We start from the raw sequence: 16983 nt of genomic DNA on the forward strand, positions 1-16983 counted from the left end.
AGGAACGTGCGTGTATTATTGCAACGAGTGAAAGAAGCATCGGTCACAGTCGAGGATGAAGTCGTCGGGGCAATCAAAGCTGGATACTTGCTTCTCGTCGGTGTGACACATGAAGATACTGAAGAAGAAGTGAACTGGCTCGCCGACAAAGTGACCGGACTTCGCGTCTTCGAGGACGATCAAGAAAAGATGAACTTATCGATTCAAGATGTGTCTGGTCAAATTTTGTCAGTCTCTCAGTTCACATTGTATGGAGATACGATGAAAGGACGACGACCTGCTTTCACAAAGGCAGCGAAACCGGACATGGCCGAGACGCTCTATGAAAAGTTCAACGAGCGACTTCGGTCAAATGGACTCGTCGTCGAGACGGGACGCTTTGGTGAGATGATGGACGTCGCACTTGTCAATGACGGACCGGTCACACTCATGCTCGAAAAAAACGCTTGACAGATACCGGCTTGATTCGGCATCATGAAGCATATAGTCAAACACCTACGATAAAGAAGAGTACGGTCAACCCACCAGCAAAGAGAGCGATGCCTTGGCTGAAAGCATCGACTGGATGATGACCCGAACGACACTTTGGAGGTGCTCCTTTGAAAGCGAGTAGGGGGAGCCGTCTCATCGGGCGTTAACCGATTTCGAGTGGCAGAGTTTCAAGTGATGGCTCTGCAACGAGGGTGGTACCACGGGAAACTTACACAGGCTCTCGTCCCTTTGCGGACGAGGGCCTTTTTTGTATTTTTAAGGAGGGAAATGTGATGATGAAAGCACCACGCGGTACACAAGACCTACTTCCGGGCACGGTCGAGACGTGGCAATATGTCGAGGGGAAACTTCGCGACATGAGCGCCCGTTACAACTATAAAGAGATCCGCACACCAATCTTTGAAACGACGAACCTGTTTACACGTAGTGTCGGGGAGACGACGGACATCGTCCAAAAAGAGATGTTCACGCTCGTGAAGAAAGGGAAAGACGAGTATACGCTTCGCCCAGAAGGGACAGCCTCTGTCGTGCGTGCGTTCGTGACGAACAAATTGTTCGGGAATCCGGACCAACCGACGAAGCTCTACTACATGGGACCGATGTTCCGCTATGAGCGTCCGCAAAAAGGCCGCTTCCGTCAGCTTCACCAATACGGTGTCGAAGCGATCGGCAGTAGCGACCCGGCCGTTGACGCGGAGGTCATCAGCCTCGCTTACTCAATCTACAAGTCGTTTGGGCTTCAGAAAATCAAAGTCGTCGTCAATTCGCTTGGGGACGCGGAAAGCCGCAACGCCCACCGCGATGCGCTTATCCGTCACTTCGAGCCGGTGGCAGGTGAACTTTGCCAAGACTGTCAGTCACGTTTGTATAAGAATCCGCTTCGCATCTTGGATTGTAAAGTCGACCGCGATCACCCGTCGATGAAGACGGCACCGTCGATCCTTGAATATTTAAATGAAGAGTCGAAAGCATATTTCGACCAAGTGCTCGCACAACTCGATGCACTTGGTGTCACCTATGAAATTGACCCGACGCTCGTTCGTGGGCTCGATTACTACACGCACACGGCGTTTGAAATCATGTCCGAGGCAGAAGGTTTCGGAGCCATCACGACACTTTGTGGCGGCGGACGCTACAACGGTCTCGTGCAAGACATCGGTGGACCAGACATGCCGGGAATCGGTTTTGGGATCGGGTTGGAACGTCTCATCCTCGCCTTGGAGAATGAAGGGGTCTTACCTGAACTCGAGACAGGACTTGACGTCTTCATCGTCGCGCAAGGTGAGAAAGAAGTCGAATTGACGGCGACACGCCTCTTGCAACTACTCCGCATGGAAGGGTTCAAGGCAGACCGAGATTACCAAGGGCGCAAGTTCAAAGGACAGTTCAAGCAGGCGGACCGCCTGAAAGCCAAGTTTACAGTCATCTTAGGAGATGATGAAGTCGAACGCGGGGCAGCCGCCTTGAAAGATATGACGACTGGTGAACAAGTTGACGTGCCACTCTCGGCCGTCGCAGACAAAATTCGTGAACTATCGGAAGGAGCAGCACAATGATCGGACGCACACATATGAACGGCCGGGTGACAGAGTCACTCATCGGCCAAGAAGTACAACTTAAAGGATGGGTACAAAAACGTCGTGACCTCGGAGGACTCATATTCATCGACCTTCGTGACCGCACAGGGATCGTCCAAGTCGTCGTTCGCCCAGAAAACGAAGCAGTCCACCAACTCGCAGAGACGATTCGTAGCGAGTTCGTCCTCGACGTGAAAGGGACAGTGCTCGAGCGTGAGAACAAGAACCCGAACATGCCGACAGGAAACATCGAAGTCATCGCGTCTGAGATCAACATCTTGAACGCGGCGAAGATGACACCAATCCCAATCGGGGACGAAGCGGAAAACGTTTCAGAAGACCTTCGTCTTAAATATCGTTACCTCGACCTTCGTCGTCCGGCGCTTCAAGAGACGTTCCGCCTTCGTTCGAAGACGTCGAACACGATCCGTAACTTCTTGACAGAAGAGGAGTTCCTTGAAGTCGAAACACCGATTTTGACGAAGTCGACACCTGAAGGCGCACGTGACTACCTCGTCCCGAGCCGTGTCCACGGTGGAGAGTTCTACGCACTCCCACAATCACCGCAGCTCTTCAAACAGTTGCTCATGGTCGCAGGGTTTGACCGTTACTTCCAAATCGCGCGCTGTTTCCGTGACGAGGACCTTCGTGCAGACCGTCAGCCTGAATTCACACAAGTCGACATCGAGACGAGCTTCATGGACATCGAAGACTTGATGGCGATGATGGAATCGATGATGGGACAAGTCATGGAATCGACGCTCGGTCGTACGGACACACCGGCGAAGTTCGAGCGCATGACTCATGCTGAAGCGATGCGTCGCTTCGGTTCAGATAAGCCGGACACACGTTTCGGTCTTGAACTCATCGACGTGGCGGACGCCGTGACAGGTGCCGGCTTCAAAGTGTTCGATGCGGCACTCGAATCAAACGGACAAGTCAAAGCGATCAACGTCAAAGGTGAGGCGGACAATTTCTCACGTAAAGACATCGACAAGCTCCAAGAGTTCACAGCGGTATACGGTGCGAAAGGTCTCGCATGGCTCAAAGTGACAACGGAAGGCTTGAACGGGCCAATCGCGAAGTTCTTTGACGAGACGTATGCACAAAAGTTGATCGAAGCAACGAATGCAGAAGCGGGTGACCTTCTTCTCTTTGTCGCATCGAAACCAACTGTCGTCGCAGACAGCCTTGGCGCACTCCGCGTCAAACTCGGACACGAACTCGGTCTCATCGACGAGTCGAAATTCAACTTCCTATGGGTGACGGACTTCCCACTCGTGACGTTTGAAGAAGAAGAAGGTCGCTTCTATGCGAACCACCACCCGTTCACGATGCCAAACCGTGAAGACCTTCACCTTCTCGAGACAGACCCGGCAAGCGTACGCGCCATCGCCTATGACCTCGTCTTGAACGGTTACGAGCTCGGTGGCGGATCACAGCGTATTTACGAGCGCGACATCCAAGAGCGCATGTTCAAATTGCTCGGCTTCACGCAAGAAGAAGCAGTCGAACAGTTCGGCTTCTTACTTGAAGCGTTCGAATACGGTACACCACCACACGCAGGAATCGCACTCGGTCTCGACCGTCTCGTCATGATTCTTGCAGGTCGTTCGAACCTTCGCGACACGATCGCCTTCCCGAAAACGGCATCGGCAAGCGACTTGCTCACGCAAGCACCGAGTCCTGTCGTGGACGCGCAACTTGAAGAGTTGTCGATTCGTACGGCAGTGAAAGAGAAGAAATAAGCACAAAAAACGAGGGTTGCCATGGCAATCCTCGTTTTTTGTATGTGTGAAACGGATTTTGGATTCAACACGAGATGGTAGATATTTAATCGGAACACATACTCTTGTTAACGTTTATTCTCTTCTCGCTGCATATATTTCGCTGTTCGCTGCAACGCAAAACCGAACACAAACAGTGAGGCGATGACAGCAGACATCGTGTAAACCGAGTCGGTAAACGCCAGATAGATCCCGAACAGTCCGAGCCCGAAGCTCAAGAAGAAGAGCACCAACAGTCTCGGATGTTGTTTCAGTGTCTGTTTCATCGGCTCGGGACGTTCAACTGACAACCCGTGCCGTCCGTGACGAGTAGATTCGAATTGAACACTTGCCCGTCACTCTTCAAGACGAGCGTACGACGGTCTTCAAGGAAATCGATTTTCATCTGTTCGTCTAAAAATACTTTCGTCCAGTTTTTTATTAAGATTGGACCGAGGTTCGAGTCGATCTCAACGTCTTCTGGAGTCGTCTCCGTGACGTATCGAATCTCGAAGATTCCGCTGTTTCCACAGCCGCAACCTTCCGTTTCGTAAAAGAGGTGCATCTGTCCCTCGCGTTCGCCTTTCAACGACTTGATTCGTTCGAGCGCGCGTTCTGTAATGTGTACATGCATGTGTATCACTCCTTACCTTTATTATACGCCGATTGAAAAAAGAATGAAAAAAGGATGCATCCTGTTTTCCACCTTTCGGAAAAAAGCGTACACTTAATGTTTAGAAGGGGGTAAGAGAATGTTTGCACGTTTTTTTAGTTATTATCGGCCACATAAGAAGTTATTCATCCTCGACTTTTCATTCGCGATTCTCGTCGGACTGCTTGAACTCGGGTTTCCGCTCGCCGTTCAATGGTTCATCGATGATTTGTTGCCAGGTGGGGAATGGAACTGGATTATCATTGTCAGCATCGGTCTATTGATTCTTTACATATTGGCCATGATGATGCAGTATGTTGTCAACTATTGGGGACATAAGCTAGGAATCAACATCGAGACAGACATGCGAGAAGAGTTGTTCACGCATATCCATAAACAGTCGTTCCGCTTCTTTGACAACCATAAGACCGGGCATTTGATGAGCCGGGTCACGAACGACTTGTTCGATATCGGGGAAGTGGCGCACCACGGGCCGGAAGACTTCTTTATCGCCATCATGACGCTACTTGGTGCGTTCGGGATCATGTTCTCGATTGACTCAGAACTCGCACTCGTCACCGTTGTCGCGGTACCATTCCTCATCATCATGATCACGTATGCGAATAAAAACATGAACAAAGCATGGCAAAAGATGTACACGAATATCGGGGAAGTGAACGCACGCGTTGAGGACAGTGTGTCAGGGGCACGTGTCGTGCAGTCGTTCACGAATGAGACGTTTGAGATTGGACGTTTCCAAAAGGACAACAACTTCTATCGCGGCTCGAAGATTGAAGCGTATCGGGTCATGAGTAAGTCACTCGCCGGAATCTACATCACGACGCGTCTCATGACGTTACTCGTCCTTGTCTACGGGGCATACTTAACGTATGAAGGGCAGTTGTCTTACGGACAGCTCGTCGGGTTTATCTTGTATATGAACTTGCTCATTAAACCGATTGAGAAGATCACGGCACTTCTCGAGATGTATCCGAAAGGGATGGCAGGATTTAAACGCTTCACGCAACTTTTAGACGAAGAACCGGATATTAAGAATCGCGACGAAGCGGTTGATGTTGAGACGTTGAAAGGCGATATCGTCTTCGACGACGTCTCGTTCGGATACTCGGATTATCGCCAAGTGTTGACGGACATTGACTTGTCGATCAAGGAAGGGACGACCGTGGCCTTGGTCGGGACGAGCGGGGCAGGTAAGACGACAATCTGTTCACTCATCCCTCGTTTTTATGACGTCACAAAGGGTGCTATCTCGATTGACGGGATGGACATCCGTGATATGACGAAAGAGAGTTTACGTCGTCAAATCGGAATCGTTCAACAGGACGTCTTCTTGTTTGCGGGTACATTGCGTGAGAATATCGCTTATGGGAAGCTTGATGCGACCGATGCCGATATCATGTATGCGGTAGAGAAGGCGCATCTCGGGACGCTTGTCGAGGAGCTCGAACACGGTCTCGACACACAAATCGGGGAACGAGGACTCAAGCTCTCCGGTGGTCAGAAACAACGAATCGCTATCGCACGTATGTTCTTGAAAAATCCGCCGATTTTAATTTTGGATGAGGCGACTTCGGCACTCGATACGGAAACCGAGGCCATCATTCAAGATTCACTCAATGAACTGGCGGCGAATCGGACGACGCTCATCATCGCTCACCGCTTGGCGACGGTGAAGAATGCCGATCGGATCCTCGTCGTGACGGCCGAAGGAATCGTCGAGGACGGGACACATGAAGAGCTCAGCCAAAAAGGCGGCGTCTTCACAAATCTGTTACAACGCCAACAGCTTTAAACGGAGGGTCACCTGAGAATGGTGACCTTTTGGGCGTGATATGAATGGTTCGTGGGTAAATACATATGGATGAACGAAAGAGAAGGAGGCAGATACACCATGAAAGCTGTGCAAGTCGTAGGATATGGGAATGTCGATCAACTTCAAGTGATCGATATCCAAAAACCGACACCGAAAGCGGGAGAAGTACTGATCAAGGTGCGCGCCTGTGCCATTAACAATACCGAGATTTGGATGCGAGAAGGGGCGTATGGAACTGGCGAAAAGTCAGGTTGGCGCCCGGAAGGCGTCCATTTTCCCCGTATTCCCGGTTCAGACATCACGGGAGAAGTCGTCGAGGTTGGGGACGAGGTCGATCAAACGATGATTGGCCGACATGTCGTCTTGTTTCCGTTCACCTCGAGCGGACCTGAACGGAAAGAACACTTGTCAGACGATATGTCCTTTATTGGCTCAGAATATGACGGAGGTTATGCAGAATACGTTGCCTGGCCGGCCGACCTTTGTTTTGATATGCCACTCGATGATTTTGTCGAAAGTGCGGTTTTTTCCGTGAGCGGACTCACAGCGTGGCATATGAATGAGCAGTTACACATTCGTTCCGGTGAGACGATTGTCGTCACAGGTGCGAGCGGTGGTGTCGGTTCGCTCAACGTTCAGATTGCTGCGAACGTTTTCGGTGCGAAAGTGTTCGCCATTGTCGGTGATTTGAAAAACGAGCAAGAATTGAAAGCGTTCGGTGCGACCGAAGTCTTTTCCTATCGTTCTGAGACGCTCGCCGATGATATCATCGCGGCGAACGGCGGTCCGGTCGATGCCGTGCTTGATGTCGTCGGGGATGCGTTGTTTGATATGTCTCTTCAAGTATTGAAGAAGGGTGGGAAATTCTGCATTTCCGGTTCTGCCGGCGGACAGACGACCCATCTCGATTTCCGTACATTGTATTTGAAGCATATTGCGATGTATGGGTCTGTCCTCGGGACAAGGCATGAGTTCGCGGAAATGTTGCGTTCGATCGCGGAAGGGAAGCTAAAACCGGTCATCGATCGGACGTTCCCGCTTGAAGAGGCACGTGAAGCGCAAACGTACTTCAAACAATCGGGTAAGTTCGGAAAGATTGTCTTGATTCCGAACACATAAAAAGAGAGGGAATCCCTCTCTAATTCATGCAAATTTTACTTTGAGACGATCGACGTAGGCGATGAACAGGCGGAACCGTTCTAACCAGAACTGGAAGAACGGACCGATGAGGAAAATCGATAGGATGGTGCCGAAGAAGAGCGGTCCGCCAAGCGCCCAGCCTATAAGACAAGCAGTCAACTCCATCCAAGTCCGCATGGCACGGACAGACTTTTTAAAACGGTCTGCTAAGGCAAGCGTCAATCCATCACGGGGACCGGCACCATACCCGACAGCGACGTACAGACCGGCTCCCATACCCATCACAAATATGCCGAATGTGAGCCAAACGATATTCATGATCATCCCTTCGAAAACAGGAAGCCATTGCTCATTTAAAATCAAGTTCATGAATACCCCGACGAAAACCGCGTTGACGAGCGTCCCGAACTGAGGACGGACGCGATCGAGTATGTATTTGAATAGGACGAGTAGAAGACCGACGCATAAGATGACAGTTCCGATTGAAATCGGAAGATGGTGAGCGATTCCGATATGAAGGACGTCCCACGTGGAGACACCGAGATTTGCCGTGATCATGATCGATGAGCCGAGTGCGAGTAAGAACAATCCGGTCATGAAGAGGCCCCATTTGAAGAGAATACGTAAAAAGTGGATAGACCTTGCGTGCACGAACATCGCCTCGTTTCAATAAAATGATTGATTTATCTTAGCACACTCGATTTGAAAACATGAAAAAAACGTCTCAGCGTGAAAGCTGAGACGAGATCGTTATTTCTTCGGTGATTTTTTAGCTTTATTCTTTTTATAATATTTGTAGACGAACGGTGCGACCGCCGTCGCGACTTTGATTAATGATCCCATCTTACCTTTCTTAGCCATAGTAGCACCCCTTTCTCTTCTAGATGAATATATTCCACACAAATTGGTTTTGAAAACATTTTTCAAACACATCCTAATCTTTTTGTACTAAACTGTCATCCATCATACTAAGTAATGGAGGAGGTCACTTCATGAAAACAATTATATGGTACCAAAATGATTTACGCGTCGATGATCACTTGCCACTCGAGGAGGCGCTGCGACATGATGATCCGATAGAAGGGCATTATTTTATCAGTCCAAAGCAGCTCGTTGAGAATCGATATGGTGTCATTCCGCTCGGGAACGAACGGTTTCATTTTTTGAAAGAAACGTTAGAAGACGTGGCGGGTTCATTGAATGCTCTTGGGATTCCGTTCTATGTCCATGTTGGGCATCCGCTCGACATAATAGACCCGGCCGACCGTCTCTTGTTTCAGAGGGCAATCGGATACAATGAACGAAAGCGTGAAGAAGAAGTAATCGGGGAGTGGGAGGGGGAGTACGAAACGTTCGAAGGATTTACGTTATTTGAAGAAGTTGATATCCCATTTGAAAAGATGCCGTTCCTGTTTACAGAGTTCCGTAAAGCAGTCGAATATGATGTTCGACCACGCGAACTCACCTCCCGAAAGGCGACAGCGTCTAAACGCGAAGTGACGTTCCCATTCCCAGTTCAAGAAGTCGAGCAAGACCCGAGGACGGCATTCCCCTTCAAAGGTGGCGAATTAGCTGCAAAACGTCGGTTGAATGATTATTTGTCCGTGCCGATTCGAACGTATAAAGAGACACGGAATGGATTCGGGGTCGACGATTCGACAAAGTTGTCCCCGTATTTGGCGAATGGCTCGTTGTCCCCGCGTCGAGTCTTCTTTGAATTAGAAGCGCACGAGCGGACACATAGTGTGAACGAATCGACGTACTGGCTCTACTTTGAGTTGTTGTGGCGCGAGTTTTTTCAATGGGTCGCACTTGAACAAGGAAAACGATTGTTTCGGGAGCAGGGGATTCGTTCGAAGCCGAAGGAGTGGCGGGTCGATTCTGACATCATCGAGAAATGGCGACGAGGCGATACCGGAGTGGAGTTTGTCGATGCGTTCATGCGCGAGCTAAATGCAACAGGGTGGATGTCGAACCGGGGTCGGCAAATCGTTGCCAACTATTTCGCTAAGGAGTTAATGCAGGATTGGCGATACGGAGCAGCCTATTTTGAATCGAAGCTGATCGATTATGATGTCGCTAGTAATTGGGCGAATTGGGCTTATCAAGCGGGTGTTGGAAACGACTCACGAAATCGGCATTTTAACATCGAGCGTCAACAGTTCACGTACGATCCTGACCGTGCGTTTCGTAACAAATGGTTGTGACGAAACTGTCACGAGAAGTCGGTGTTTCTCATTGACTTCTTTTTATAGAAGCGCTATAGTTAAATCAACAGATGGGATACCTGAGGTGTACGAGAGCCGCCTTCGTTATTTTGAGCCAACACTTTGAATACGGGAGACCGAACTGCTAACCGGATCAACTGCCTCATCACGTGCAGGAGGACTTGTGAAGGAAACGCTAGGTCACCCACCTGCATACGCAGGTTCAAAAGCAAGGCATCGTCACGGCACTCCGGGCCCCATCGATTTTTTTGTAAACACGTCGCGAGACGTCTTTTTTTTGAATATAATTCCGAGTAAAATAGTATGAGAAAATAGAATTGGTTGGAGGAAGAAACATGTTACACCAGTTTTCACGAAATGAATTGGCCATCGGTTCAGAAGGCCTCGATGCTTTAAAAAATAAAACGGTCGCGATTTTAGGTGTCGGTGGCGTCGGCTCATTCGCAGCCGAGGCACTTGTGCGCAGTGGCGTCGGACGCATCGTCCTCGTCGATAAAGATGACATCGACATCACGAACGTCAATCGTCAAATCCACGCGTTGTTGTCGACAGTCGGTCAACCGAAAGTAGAAGCGATGGGCAAGCGTCTCCTCGACATCAACCCGGACTTAGACCTCGTTCAACTGAAGATGTTTTATACAGAAGAGACGTACGAAGAATTCTTCGCTCAAAACATCGACTATGTCATTGATGCTTCAGATACGATCATTTATAAGATCCATTTAATCGTAGAGTGTAAGCGCCGTGGTATTCCAGTCATCTCGAGTATGGGGATGGCAAACAAGATGGACCCGACTCGCATCAAAGTCGTCGACATCAAAGATACATCGTATGACCCGATTGCGAAGATGGTTCGGACACGTCTCCGTAAAGAAAAGATTTATAAAGGGGTCCCAGTCGTCTTCTCGGACGAATCTCCAATTGTGACGCGTGAAGACGTGAACGAGGTCGTCGGGAAGAAAGACGCTCCAATCCGGAAAGCAAAGATGCCACCGAGCTCGAACGCGTTCGTCCCATCGGTCGCAGGACTTGTAGCTGCCGGTTACGTCATTAACGACTTGCTCGAACAAGCAGGAGTCGAGATCAATCGAATCCAAAAGTAAAACGACGCGACTCGTTGTGAGTCAGCGTCGTTTTTCCCAATACTCAAGCCGTTTTTGGATTTGTTGCTCGAATCCACGAGGCGTCGGCTTATAGTAGTTCGGTCGTTTTCGGGCCAAATTCTCAGGCCAATAGTTTTGAGGAACGAACCCGTCTTTTTCATCATGAGGATATTTATAACCGACCCCGTTCCCAAGTTCACGTGCCCCGGGACTATGGGCGTCGCGGAGATGCACCGGTACAGGTCCACCTTCGACTGTTCGGACATGATGGAGCGCCTTGTCGATGGCAGTGATGACCGCATTTGATTTTGGGGCGGTCGCGAGATAAAGAACAGCTTCTGCAATCGGTATACGGGCTTCAGGAAAGCCGATGTATTCGCTCGCGCGTGCTGCCGCATCGACGACGAGTAGCGCGTTCGGATCGCTCATTCCGATATCTTCTGCGGCATGCACGTAAAGACGACGCATGATGAAGCGCGGGGACTCGCCAGCTTCGATCATGACGGCGAGCCAGTAGAGCGCGGCATCCGGGTCCGAACCACGAATCGATTTGATGAAGGCCGAGATGACATCGTAGTGTCGGTCGCCCGTTTTATCATATTTGATCGATTTTTGTTGAATCGACTCTTCTGCGACCTCTAGTGTGATGTGAATCTGCCCGTTCACTTCTGGCGTTGTTAAGACGGCGAGTTCAAGTGCATTTAATAGGACACGGTAGTCACCGTCCGCCATTTTGATATAATGGTCAGCAGCAGCTTCATCCATTTTCACAGGGTAGTTCCCGAGACCACGGGAGTCATGGAGCGCCCGGTCAAGGACGGCACGTAACTCCTCGGCACCCGGCTGCTCAAGTCGGAACACCGTCGCCCGAGACAACAGGGCGGCATTCACTTCAAAGCTCGGGTTTTCGGTCGTCGCTCCGATGAGGACGAGCTTTCCGGACTCAAGGGCAGGGAGAAGCGCGTCTTGCTGAAGTTTATTGAATCGATGGATCTCATCTAAAAAAAGAATCGTTCGCTCATCGTCGAAGTCAAACCGGGACTCCGCTTCACGAATGACGCTTCGCAATTCATCGAGCTTGGCGGTGACGGCGTTCAATTGGACGAACGTCGCCTTCGTGTAATTCGAAATGACACGAGCGAGTGTCGTCTTACCGGTACCCGGTGGACCGTATAAAATAATCGTACCGAGTCGATCCGCTTCGATGGCACGGCGAAGGAGCTTGCCCTCGCCGACGATATGTCGCTGTCCGATCACGTCATCTAACGTTTCGGGGCGCATCCGGTTGGCGAGCGGTCCACCATTCGATTGATGAAACAAATCAGGCATACGTAACCATTCCTTTCGACAAACGTTTGTTCGATTAGTATAACAGAAGGAGACTTGAAGATGAAAATATCTACAAAGGGCCGTTATGGCTTAACGATTATGATTGCGTTGGCACGAGAGACAGACAACAAACCGCTCAGTTTAAAAAAAATCGCGGCACGTCACGAGTTGCCGGAGCATTATTTAGAGCAACTGATCGGTCCGCTCCGAAACGGAGGCCTCGTCAAGAGCGTACGTGGTGCATACGGTGGCTATCAACTCGTCAAACCGGCAGAAGAAGTGACGGCAGGAGAAATTATACGCTTACTTGAAGGACCTTTAGCCGTTGTCGAGGACTCTGAAGCAGATGATGCGGTGAAACGAAAGCTTTGGGATAAAATCAAAGAGGCAATCGATACTGTCCTAGATGAGACGACACTCGCTGACCTCGCAGAAGAAGAGTCAGACGGCTACATGTTTTATATTTAAGAACGAGGTGACCTTATTATGAACTATTTTGATCACGCTGCGACGACGCCGATGCGACCGGAAGTCCTTGAAGCGATGACACCTTACTTTTTAGAGACGTATGGGAACGCGTCGAGCATTCACGGGATTGGTCGTAATGCCCGAGCGGCGCTCGATTCGTCACGTCGTGTCCTTGCGAAATGGATCGGTGCTTCACCGAACGAAATCGTGTTCACGTCAGGTGGGACGGAGTCGGATAATTATGCCTTGTTCGGTGCAGTCTATGCCCACAAAGGAAAAGGCAAACATATCATCACGACGAAAGTCGAACATCATGCCGTGCTTCATGCGATGGAACAGCTCGAACGAGAGGGGTTTGACGTCACGTATCTCGATGTCGACGCGTCAGGAGCTGTCGATGTAGATGTGTTCCGGGCCGCGTTACGAGATGACACGATTCTCGTGTCGATCATGTACGGCAACAACGAGGTCGGGACGCGCCAACCGATTCAAACGATTGGCGAGTTGTTACAAGACCATCAAGCCATTTTCCATACCGACGCGGTACAGGCGCTCGGTACAGAAGAAATCGATGTGAAAAAGATCCATGTCGATTTATTGTCGGCGTCCGCGCATAAAGTGAATGGGCCAAAAGGTATCGGTTTTCTTTTCATGAAAACAGGTGTAAAATTAGCGTCACGTTCTTTTGGTGGACAACAAGAACGTAAACGTCGAGCCGGCACGGAAAATGTTCCGGGTGCCGTCGGATTCCAAAAAGCAGCTGAACTCATCATGGCAGAGCGTGAGGACCGGGTGACACTCTATGCGTCGCTCGATCTGGCGCTGCGTCAACGTCTTGACGAACTAGGCGTAACTTATGAAGTGAACGGGTCAAACCGTTTACCTCACATCGTGAACCTATACCTCCCTGGAATTGACCTTGAACCTTTCCTCATCATGATGGATATGCGAGGCATGGCGATTTCGAGTGGGAGTGCCTGCACGGCAGGGTCGGTCGAACCGTCCCATGTATTGTCGGCGATGTACGGGGATTCAGAACGGACGCGTCAGTCTGTTCGAATCAGTTTTGGACACGGCAACTCGGTCGAGGACGCGAAACGGCTCGCGGAGCGACTACAAGAAGTCGTCTCGACATTTATGAACGGAGTGAGATAGATGAATTTACGCACGAAAGCCCCTGAAGAGACGACGGTCGTCGTCGGCATGTCAGGTGGCGTCGATTCATCGGTGACGGCCCACGTCTTGAAAGAACAAGGGTACAATGTCATCGGAATCTTTATGAAAAACTGGGACGACACGGATGAGAACGGTGTGTGTACGGCGACAGAGGATTATGAAGACGTCATCGCCGTGGCCAACCAAATCGGGATCCCGTACTATGCGGTCAACTTTGAAAAAGAATATTGGGACCGCGTCTTTGAATATTTCTTAGCAGAATATCGTCTCGGTCGAACGCCGAACCCGGACGTCATGTGTAACAAAGAAATCAAGTTCAAAGCATTCCTTGAACATGCTCTTCGACTCGGTGCCGATTTTGTCGCGACGGGGCATTACGCCCAAGTGAATTACGTTGACGGCGAACACCGTCTGCTACGAGGAAAAGACGACAACAAAGATCAAACGTATTTCTTGAACCAATTGTCTCAAGACCAACTCGCGCGGACGATGTTCCCGATTGGTCATATGGACAAGAAAGATGTGCGTGCGATCGCCGAAGAAGCAGGACTCGCGACAGCGAAGAAGAAAGACTCGACTGGGATCTGCTTTATCGGAGAACGGAATTTCAAAGAGTTCTTATCGGAATATCTTCCGTCACAACCAGGTGAGATGCGGACGCTCGACGGTGTCGTCAAAGGACGTCACGACGGGTTGATGTATTATACGCTCGGACAACGTCACGGTCTCGGGATTGGTGGCGACGGGGACCCTTGGTTCGTCGTCGGAAAAGATGTGGAGAACAACGTCTTGTTCGTCGGACAAGGCTTCCATCATGACGCGCTCTATTCGGACGCGCTCCTTGCTTCAAAACTCTCTTGGACGGGTGTTGCTCCAACAAATGAGTTCCGGGCGACGGCGAAGTTCCGCTATCGTCAACAAGACGTGCCGGTCACGGTCGCTCCGCTCGAAAATGGCGAAGTCCTCGTCAAGTTCGATGAGCCGCAACGTGCCATCACACCAGGACAGGCCGTGGTCTTCTATGACGGCGACGTCTGTCTCGGTGGAGCGACAATCGACGAAGCATACCGCAACGGCAAACGACTCGACTATATCGGATGAGGTGATTGAATATGAACGCAAACGAACAAGGCATCCAAGCGATGCAACAAGGTGAATTTGAACAGGCAGCCAAACATTTCAATGAGGCGATTGAAGAGAACCCGACGGACCCAACAGGTTTCGTCAACATGGGAACGTTGCTTCAGGCGATCAACGATTACGACCGTGCCGCCATCTTCTATGACAAAGCGATTGAACTCGATGATTCATTCGGTGCCGCGCACTATGCGAAAGGCGCTCTCGCTTATGAACTTGAACAATTGGAGTCTGCGGAGACCTCGCTTCGCCAAGCACTCCTTTCGGGGATGGACGATGCCGATCTTCATTTCATGCTCGGCTTGACGTACAAGGCGATGGGTGATTTTGTTCGCGCGATGCCACGTCTACGTGAGGCGAAGAAACAATCGCCGGAAGACGTGGAAATCACGTTCCAATACGGACTTGCACTTGCGCAAAGTGAACAGTTGGAAGAAGCGGTCGACGCATTGGAAGAGACGCTAGACCTCGATGCGAGCCATACGGATGCACGCTACAACTTGGCAATCGCATATGCCTTCTTGGGAGACCAAGAAAAAACATATGCCGAGCTTCAACGCGTCTTGGAGATGCAACCGGATCATGAACTTGCACGTGACGCCATCGCGAAGATGGATGCACTGCTTGGGAACTGATTTCTTGAATAGGAAAGTACCATCGCAATGGAGCGATGGCACTTTTTTCGTTAACGCGATTAGAGTTGTTTCGTCGTGATTTTGACGGGTTCTCCGGCAAATTCTCCGTAAGCCTCGTCCATATTTTTCGTATACAGTTCGATAATGTTATGGCTCGGATCCTTGAAGTAAGCAGAGCGCTCTTTCCCATTTTTCGTCTCGTCTTCATCCCACGTTCGCAGTTTGACCGGGACATCGGTATCATTCAAAATCTCAAGTGCTTTTTCAAACGACTCTATCGGAACGAAGAACGCGCAATGGACGTGGACGCCACCTTCGTCATAAAGTGTGTCCCAATCGGTCACATCTTGTTTGCGGTTCGCGTTTTCTTCCTCTGTGAAGTTACGCTTCAACCAAAGTCCGAGTCGCGTATTCCCTCCGATATAGAGCCATGTTGCCCACGGCTCGTTCGCGTGTTCTTGTGACTTACTTGGCTCGGCATCGTCTCCGACCCATTGTTCGACGACAGGGAGACCTAATTTTTCATGCCAAAATGCTACCGCTTCTTCCATATCCGTCACTTCTAACACGAGTTCGCATAATCCGCTGACTGGAATTCGTTTACCCATTTATGACTCCTCCTTCACTGTGTCATTCGAACAGTTCCCCGTTTCTTTGAATCAAAAACGCGACTACCCCTCTTGAAGTGGGGGAATGACAACTTATAGAAGGAGGTCGAGTGGCTTGCGAAAATTCAGCATGGTCAGTGTCATTTTGTTTTTCATTGTCGAGTATGTGTGGTTCACACAATTATTTGAATCGGTGAATGAACGACTGGCAGACGGGAAGTGGACGAATACGATTTTGTATCAAGTGGTCATTGAACCACGAGGGCTCTTGATGTTATTACTCATGCTGTTCGTAGCGCTCCTCATTGTCGGATGGGTTGTTCACTATGTGTACTCGGAACGGAAGTCTTGGCAGCATACATCTGAACACGTCGGTGTCGGGTGGGTCGTTCCATTGCTTCTTGCAGTACTCGGATTCCTCATTCCGAACGTATATATCCAAGTCGGAATCTTGCTCTTACAATTGACGTTCATTCCGCTCATCCCATTCATCGATCAGACCGTCCCGTTTTGGAAAGTCGTGACGAACTGGTTGATTCAGTTGGCGGTCATCGGTCTCGTCCTATTCGGGGCGAGGGGAATGCTGGAAGATTCGATTCGAATCGAGAAGACCGAGCTCTTCACAAAACTCGAGGCATATCAGGCATCTGGGGACTTAGACCGGATTCAGCGTCTGATTGAAGAAGTGGACCTTGATCAGGTTGAGCGCATTTTGGACCGGGTCGATATCGAACAGTTGATACGCATTTTAGAAGTCGTCGACCTTGATCGGATTGAACAAATCTTAAATCTGTTCGGATAGGTCATTTGTTCAATCGATTCATCTCGGGCTATAATG

Annotated in this window: 17 protein-coding genes, 1 other RNA gene and 1 other annotated feature; of the genes, 13 read left to right on the forward strand and 5 right to left on the reverse strand. The window is 50.0% G+C overall.

Features of this window, described 5'->3' with window-relative positions; genetic code table 11:
- Positions 1 to 6 precede the first annotated feature (6 nt).
- The 3 genes from dtd (at position 7) to aspS (ending at position 3817) form a co-directional block, all read left to right on the forward strand.
- Positions 7 to 450 (forward strand): D-aminoacyl-tRNA deacylase, encoded by a 444-nt coding sequence (dtd, locus tag KNO95_RS01415; RefSeq protein ID WP_026826445.1) that lies wholly within the window; start codon positions 7 to 9, stop codon positions 448 to 450.
- A gap of 38 nt (positions 451 to 488) precedes the next feature.
- Positions 489 to 723: a binding site (T-box leader), on the forward strand.
- Between the two features lie 44 nt (positions 724 to 767).
- Positions 768 to 2048: a histidine--tRNA ligase gene (gene hisS / locus KNO95_RS01420; RefSeq protein ID WP_251129346.1), complete on the forward strand. Its 1281-nt coding sequence runs from the start codon at positions 768 to 770 to the stop codon at positions 2046 to 2048.
- Positions 2045 to 3817, forward strand: a complete 1773-nt coding sequence (aspS, locus tag KNO95_RS01425) for an aspartate--tRNA ligase (protein WP_026826443.1) — start codon at positions 2045 to 2047, stop codon at positions 3815 to 3817. Before hisS ends, aspS begins: the two co-directional genes overlap by 4 nt.
- 107 nt (positions 3818 to 3924) lie before the next feature.
- Here the strand turns inward: aspS and KNO95_RS01430 are convergent, their stop codons facing one another.
- Together KNO95_RS01430 and KNO95_RS01435 are read right to left on the reverse strand one after the other, a co-directional pair.
- Positions 3925 to 4146 carry a hypothetical protein gene (locus tag KNO95_RS01430; RefSeq protein WP_152538888.1) on the reverse strand — a complete coding sequence of 74 codons (222 nt, stop codon included), beginning with the start codon at positions 4144 to 4146 and terminating at the stop codon, positions 3925 to 3927.
- Complete coding sequence (locus tag KNO95_RS01435; RefSeq protein ID WP_034771157.1) at positions 4119 to 4469, reverse strand: iron-sulfur cluster biosynthesis family protein; 351 nt, start codon at positions 4467 to 4469, stop codon at positions 4119 to 4121. Before KNO95_RS01435 ends, KNO95_RS01430 begins: the two co-directional genes overlap by 28 nt.
- A gap of 118 nt (positions 4470 to 4587) precedes the next feature.
- Between KNO95_RS01435 and KNO95_RS01440 the strand changes: the two genes are divergently transcribed.
- On the forward strand, positions 4588 to 6300 hold the full coding sequence (locus KNO95_RS01440) for an ABC transporter ATP-binding protein (protein ID WP_026826441.1): 1713 nt from the start codon (positions 4588 to 4590) through the stop codon (positions 6298 to 6300).
- A 99-nt stretch (positions 6301 to 6399) separates the two neighbouring features.
- A complete protein-coding gene (locus KNO95_RS01445; protein ID WP_026826440.1) occupies positions 6400 to 7440 on the forward strand; it encodes an alcohol dehydrogenase family protein in 1041 nt (346 codons plus the stop codon).
- Between the two features lie 24 nt (positions 7441 to 7464).
- Here KNO95_RS01445 and KNO95_RS01450 read toward each other — a convergent pair whose 3' ends face one another.
- Positions 7465 to 8118, reverse strand: coding sequence for a DUF6198 family protein (locus tag KNO95_RS01450; RefSeq protein ID WP_026826439.1), 654 nt, complete (start codon positions 8116 to 8118; stop codon positions 7465 to 7467).
- Between the two features lie 335 nt (positions 8119 to 8453).
- Here KNO95_RS01450 and KNO95_RS01455 point away from each other — a divergent pair, with 335 nt between their 5' ends.
- From KNO95_RS01455 to KNO95_RS01465, 3 genes are all read left to right on the forward strand, one after another.
- Positions 8454 to 9668 carry a DASH family cryptochrome gene (locus KNO95_RS01455; protein ID WP_026826438.1) on the forward strand — a complete coding sequence of 405 codons (1215 nt, stop codon included), beginning with the start codon at positions 8454 to 8456 and terminating at the stop codon, positions 9666 to 9668.
- Between the two features lie 74 nt (positions 9669 to 9742).
- Positions 9743 to 9929, forward strand: a non-coding RNA gene (ssrS, locus tag KNO95_RS01460) — 6S RNA.
- Positions 9930 to 10024: 95 nt separating this feature from the next.
- The gene (locus KNO95_RS01465; RefSeq protein ID WP_026826437.1) at positions 10025 to 10792 is read left to right on the forward strand and encodes a tRNA threonylcarbamoyladenosine dehydratase; all 768 of its coding nucleotides are present in this window, start codon (positions 10025 to 10027) and stop codon (positions 10790 to 10792) included.
- Positions 10793 to 10813: 21 nt separating this feature from the next.
- Here KNO95_RS01465 and KNO95_RS01470 read toward each other — a convergent pair whose 3' ends face one another.
- Positions 10814 to 12121, reverse strand: coding sequence for a replication-associated recombination protein A (locus KNO95_RS01470; RefSeq protein WP_026826436.1), 1308 nt, complete (start codon positions 12119 to 12121; stop codon positions 10814 to 10816).
- 60 nt (positions 12122 to 12181) lie between these two features.
- Here KNO95_RS01470 and cymR point away from each other — a divergent pair, with 60 nt between their 5' ends.
- The 4 genes from cymR to KNO95_RS01490 are packed head-to-tail and all read left to right on the forward strand — an operon-like array spanning position 12182 to position 15537.
- Positions 12182 to 12589, forward strand: a complete 408-nt coding sequence (cymR, locus tag KNO95_RS01475; RefSeq protein ID WP_026826435.1) for a cysteine metabolism transcriptional regulator CymR — start codon at positions 12182 to 12184, stop codon at positions 12587 to 12589.
- 18 nt (positions 12590 to 12607) lie between these two features.
- The gene (locus KNO95_RS01480) at positions 12608 to 13744 is read left to right on the forward strand and encodes a cysteine desulfurase family protein (protein ID WP_026826434.1); all 1137 of its coding nucleotides are present in this window, start codon (positions 12608 to 12610) and stop codon (positions 13742 to 13744) included.
- On the forward strand, positions 13745 to 14866 hold the full coding sequence (gene mnmA, locus KNO95_RS01485) for a tRNA 2-thiouridine(34) synthase MnmA (protein ID WP_026826433.1): 1122 nt from the start codon (positions 13745 to 13747) through the stop codon (positions 14864 to 14866).
- Between the two features lie 11 nt (positions 14867 to 14877).
- A complete protein-coding gene (locus tag KNO95_RS01490; protein WP_026826432.1) occupies positions 14878 to 15537 on the forward strand; it encodes a tetratricopeptide repeat protein in 660 nt (219 codons plus the stop codon).
- Positions 15538 to 15596: 59 nt separating this feature from the next.
- Here KNO95_RS01490 and KNO95_RS01495 read toward each other — a convergent pair whose 3' ends face one another.
- On the reverse strand, positions 15597 to 16145 hold the full coding sequence (locus KNO95_RS01495) for a VOC family protein (RefSeq protein WP_026826431.1): 549 nt from the start codon (positions 16143 to 16145) through the stop codon (positions 15597 to 15599).
- 115 nt (positions 16146 to 16260) lie between these two features.
- Here KNO95_RS01495 and KNO95_RS01500 point away from each other — a divergent pair, with 115 nt between their 5' ends.
- Positions 16261 to 16947 (forward strand): hypothetical protein, encoded by a 687-nt coding sequence (locus KNO95_RS01500; protein WP_214878188.1) that lies wholly within the window; start codon positions 16261 to 16263, stop codon positions 16945 to 16947.
- Positions 16948 to 16983 lie beyond the last annotated feature (36 nt).

It is taken from the genome of Exiguobacterium sp. ERU653, assembly GCF_018617775.1.
In the GTDB taxonomy this organism is placed as follows: Bacteria; Bacillota; Bacilli; order Exiguobacteriales; family Exiguobacteriaceae; genus Exiguobacterium; species Exiguobacterium marinum.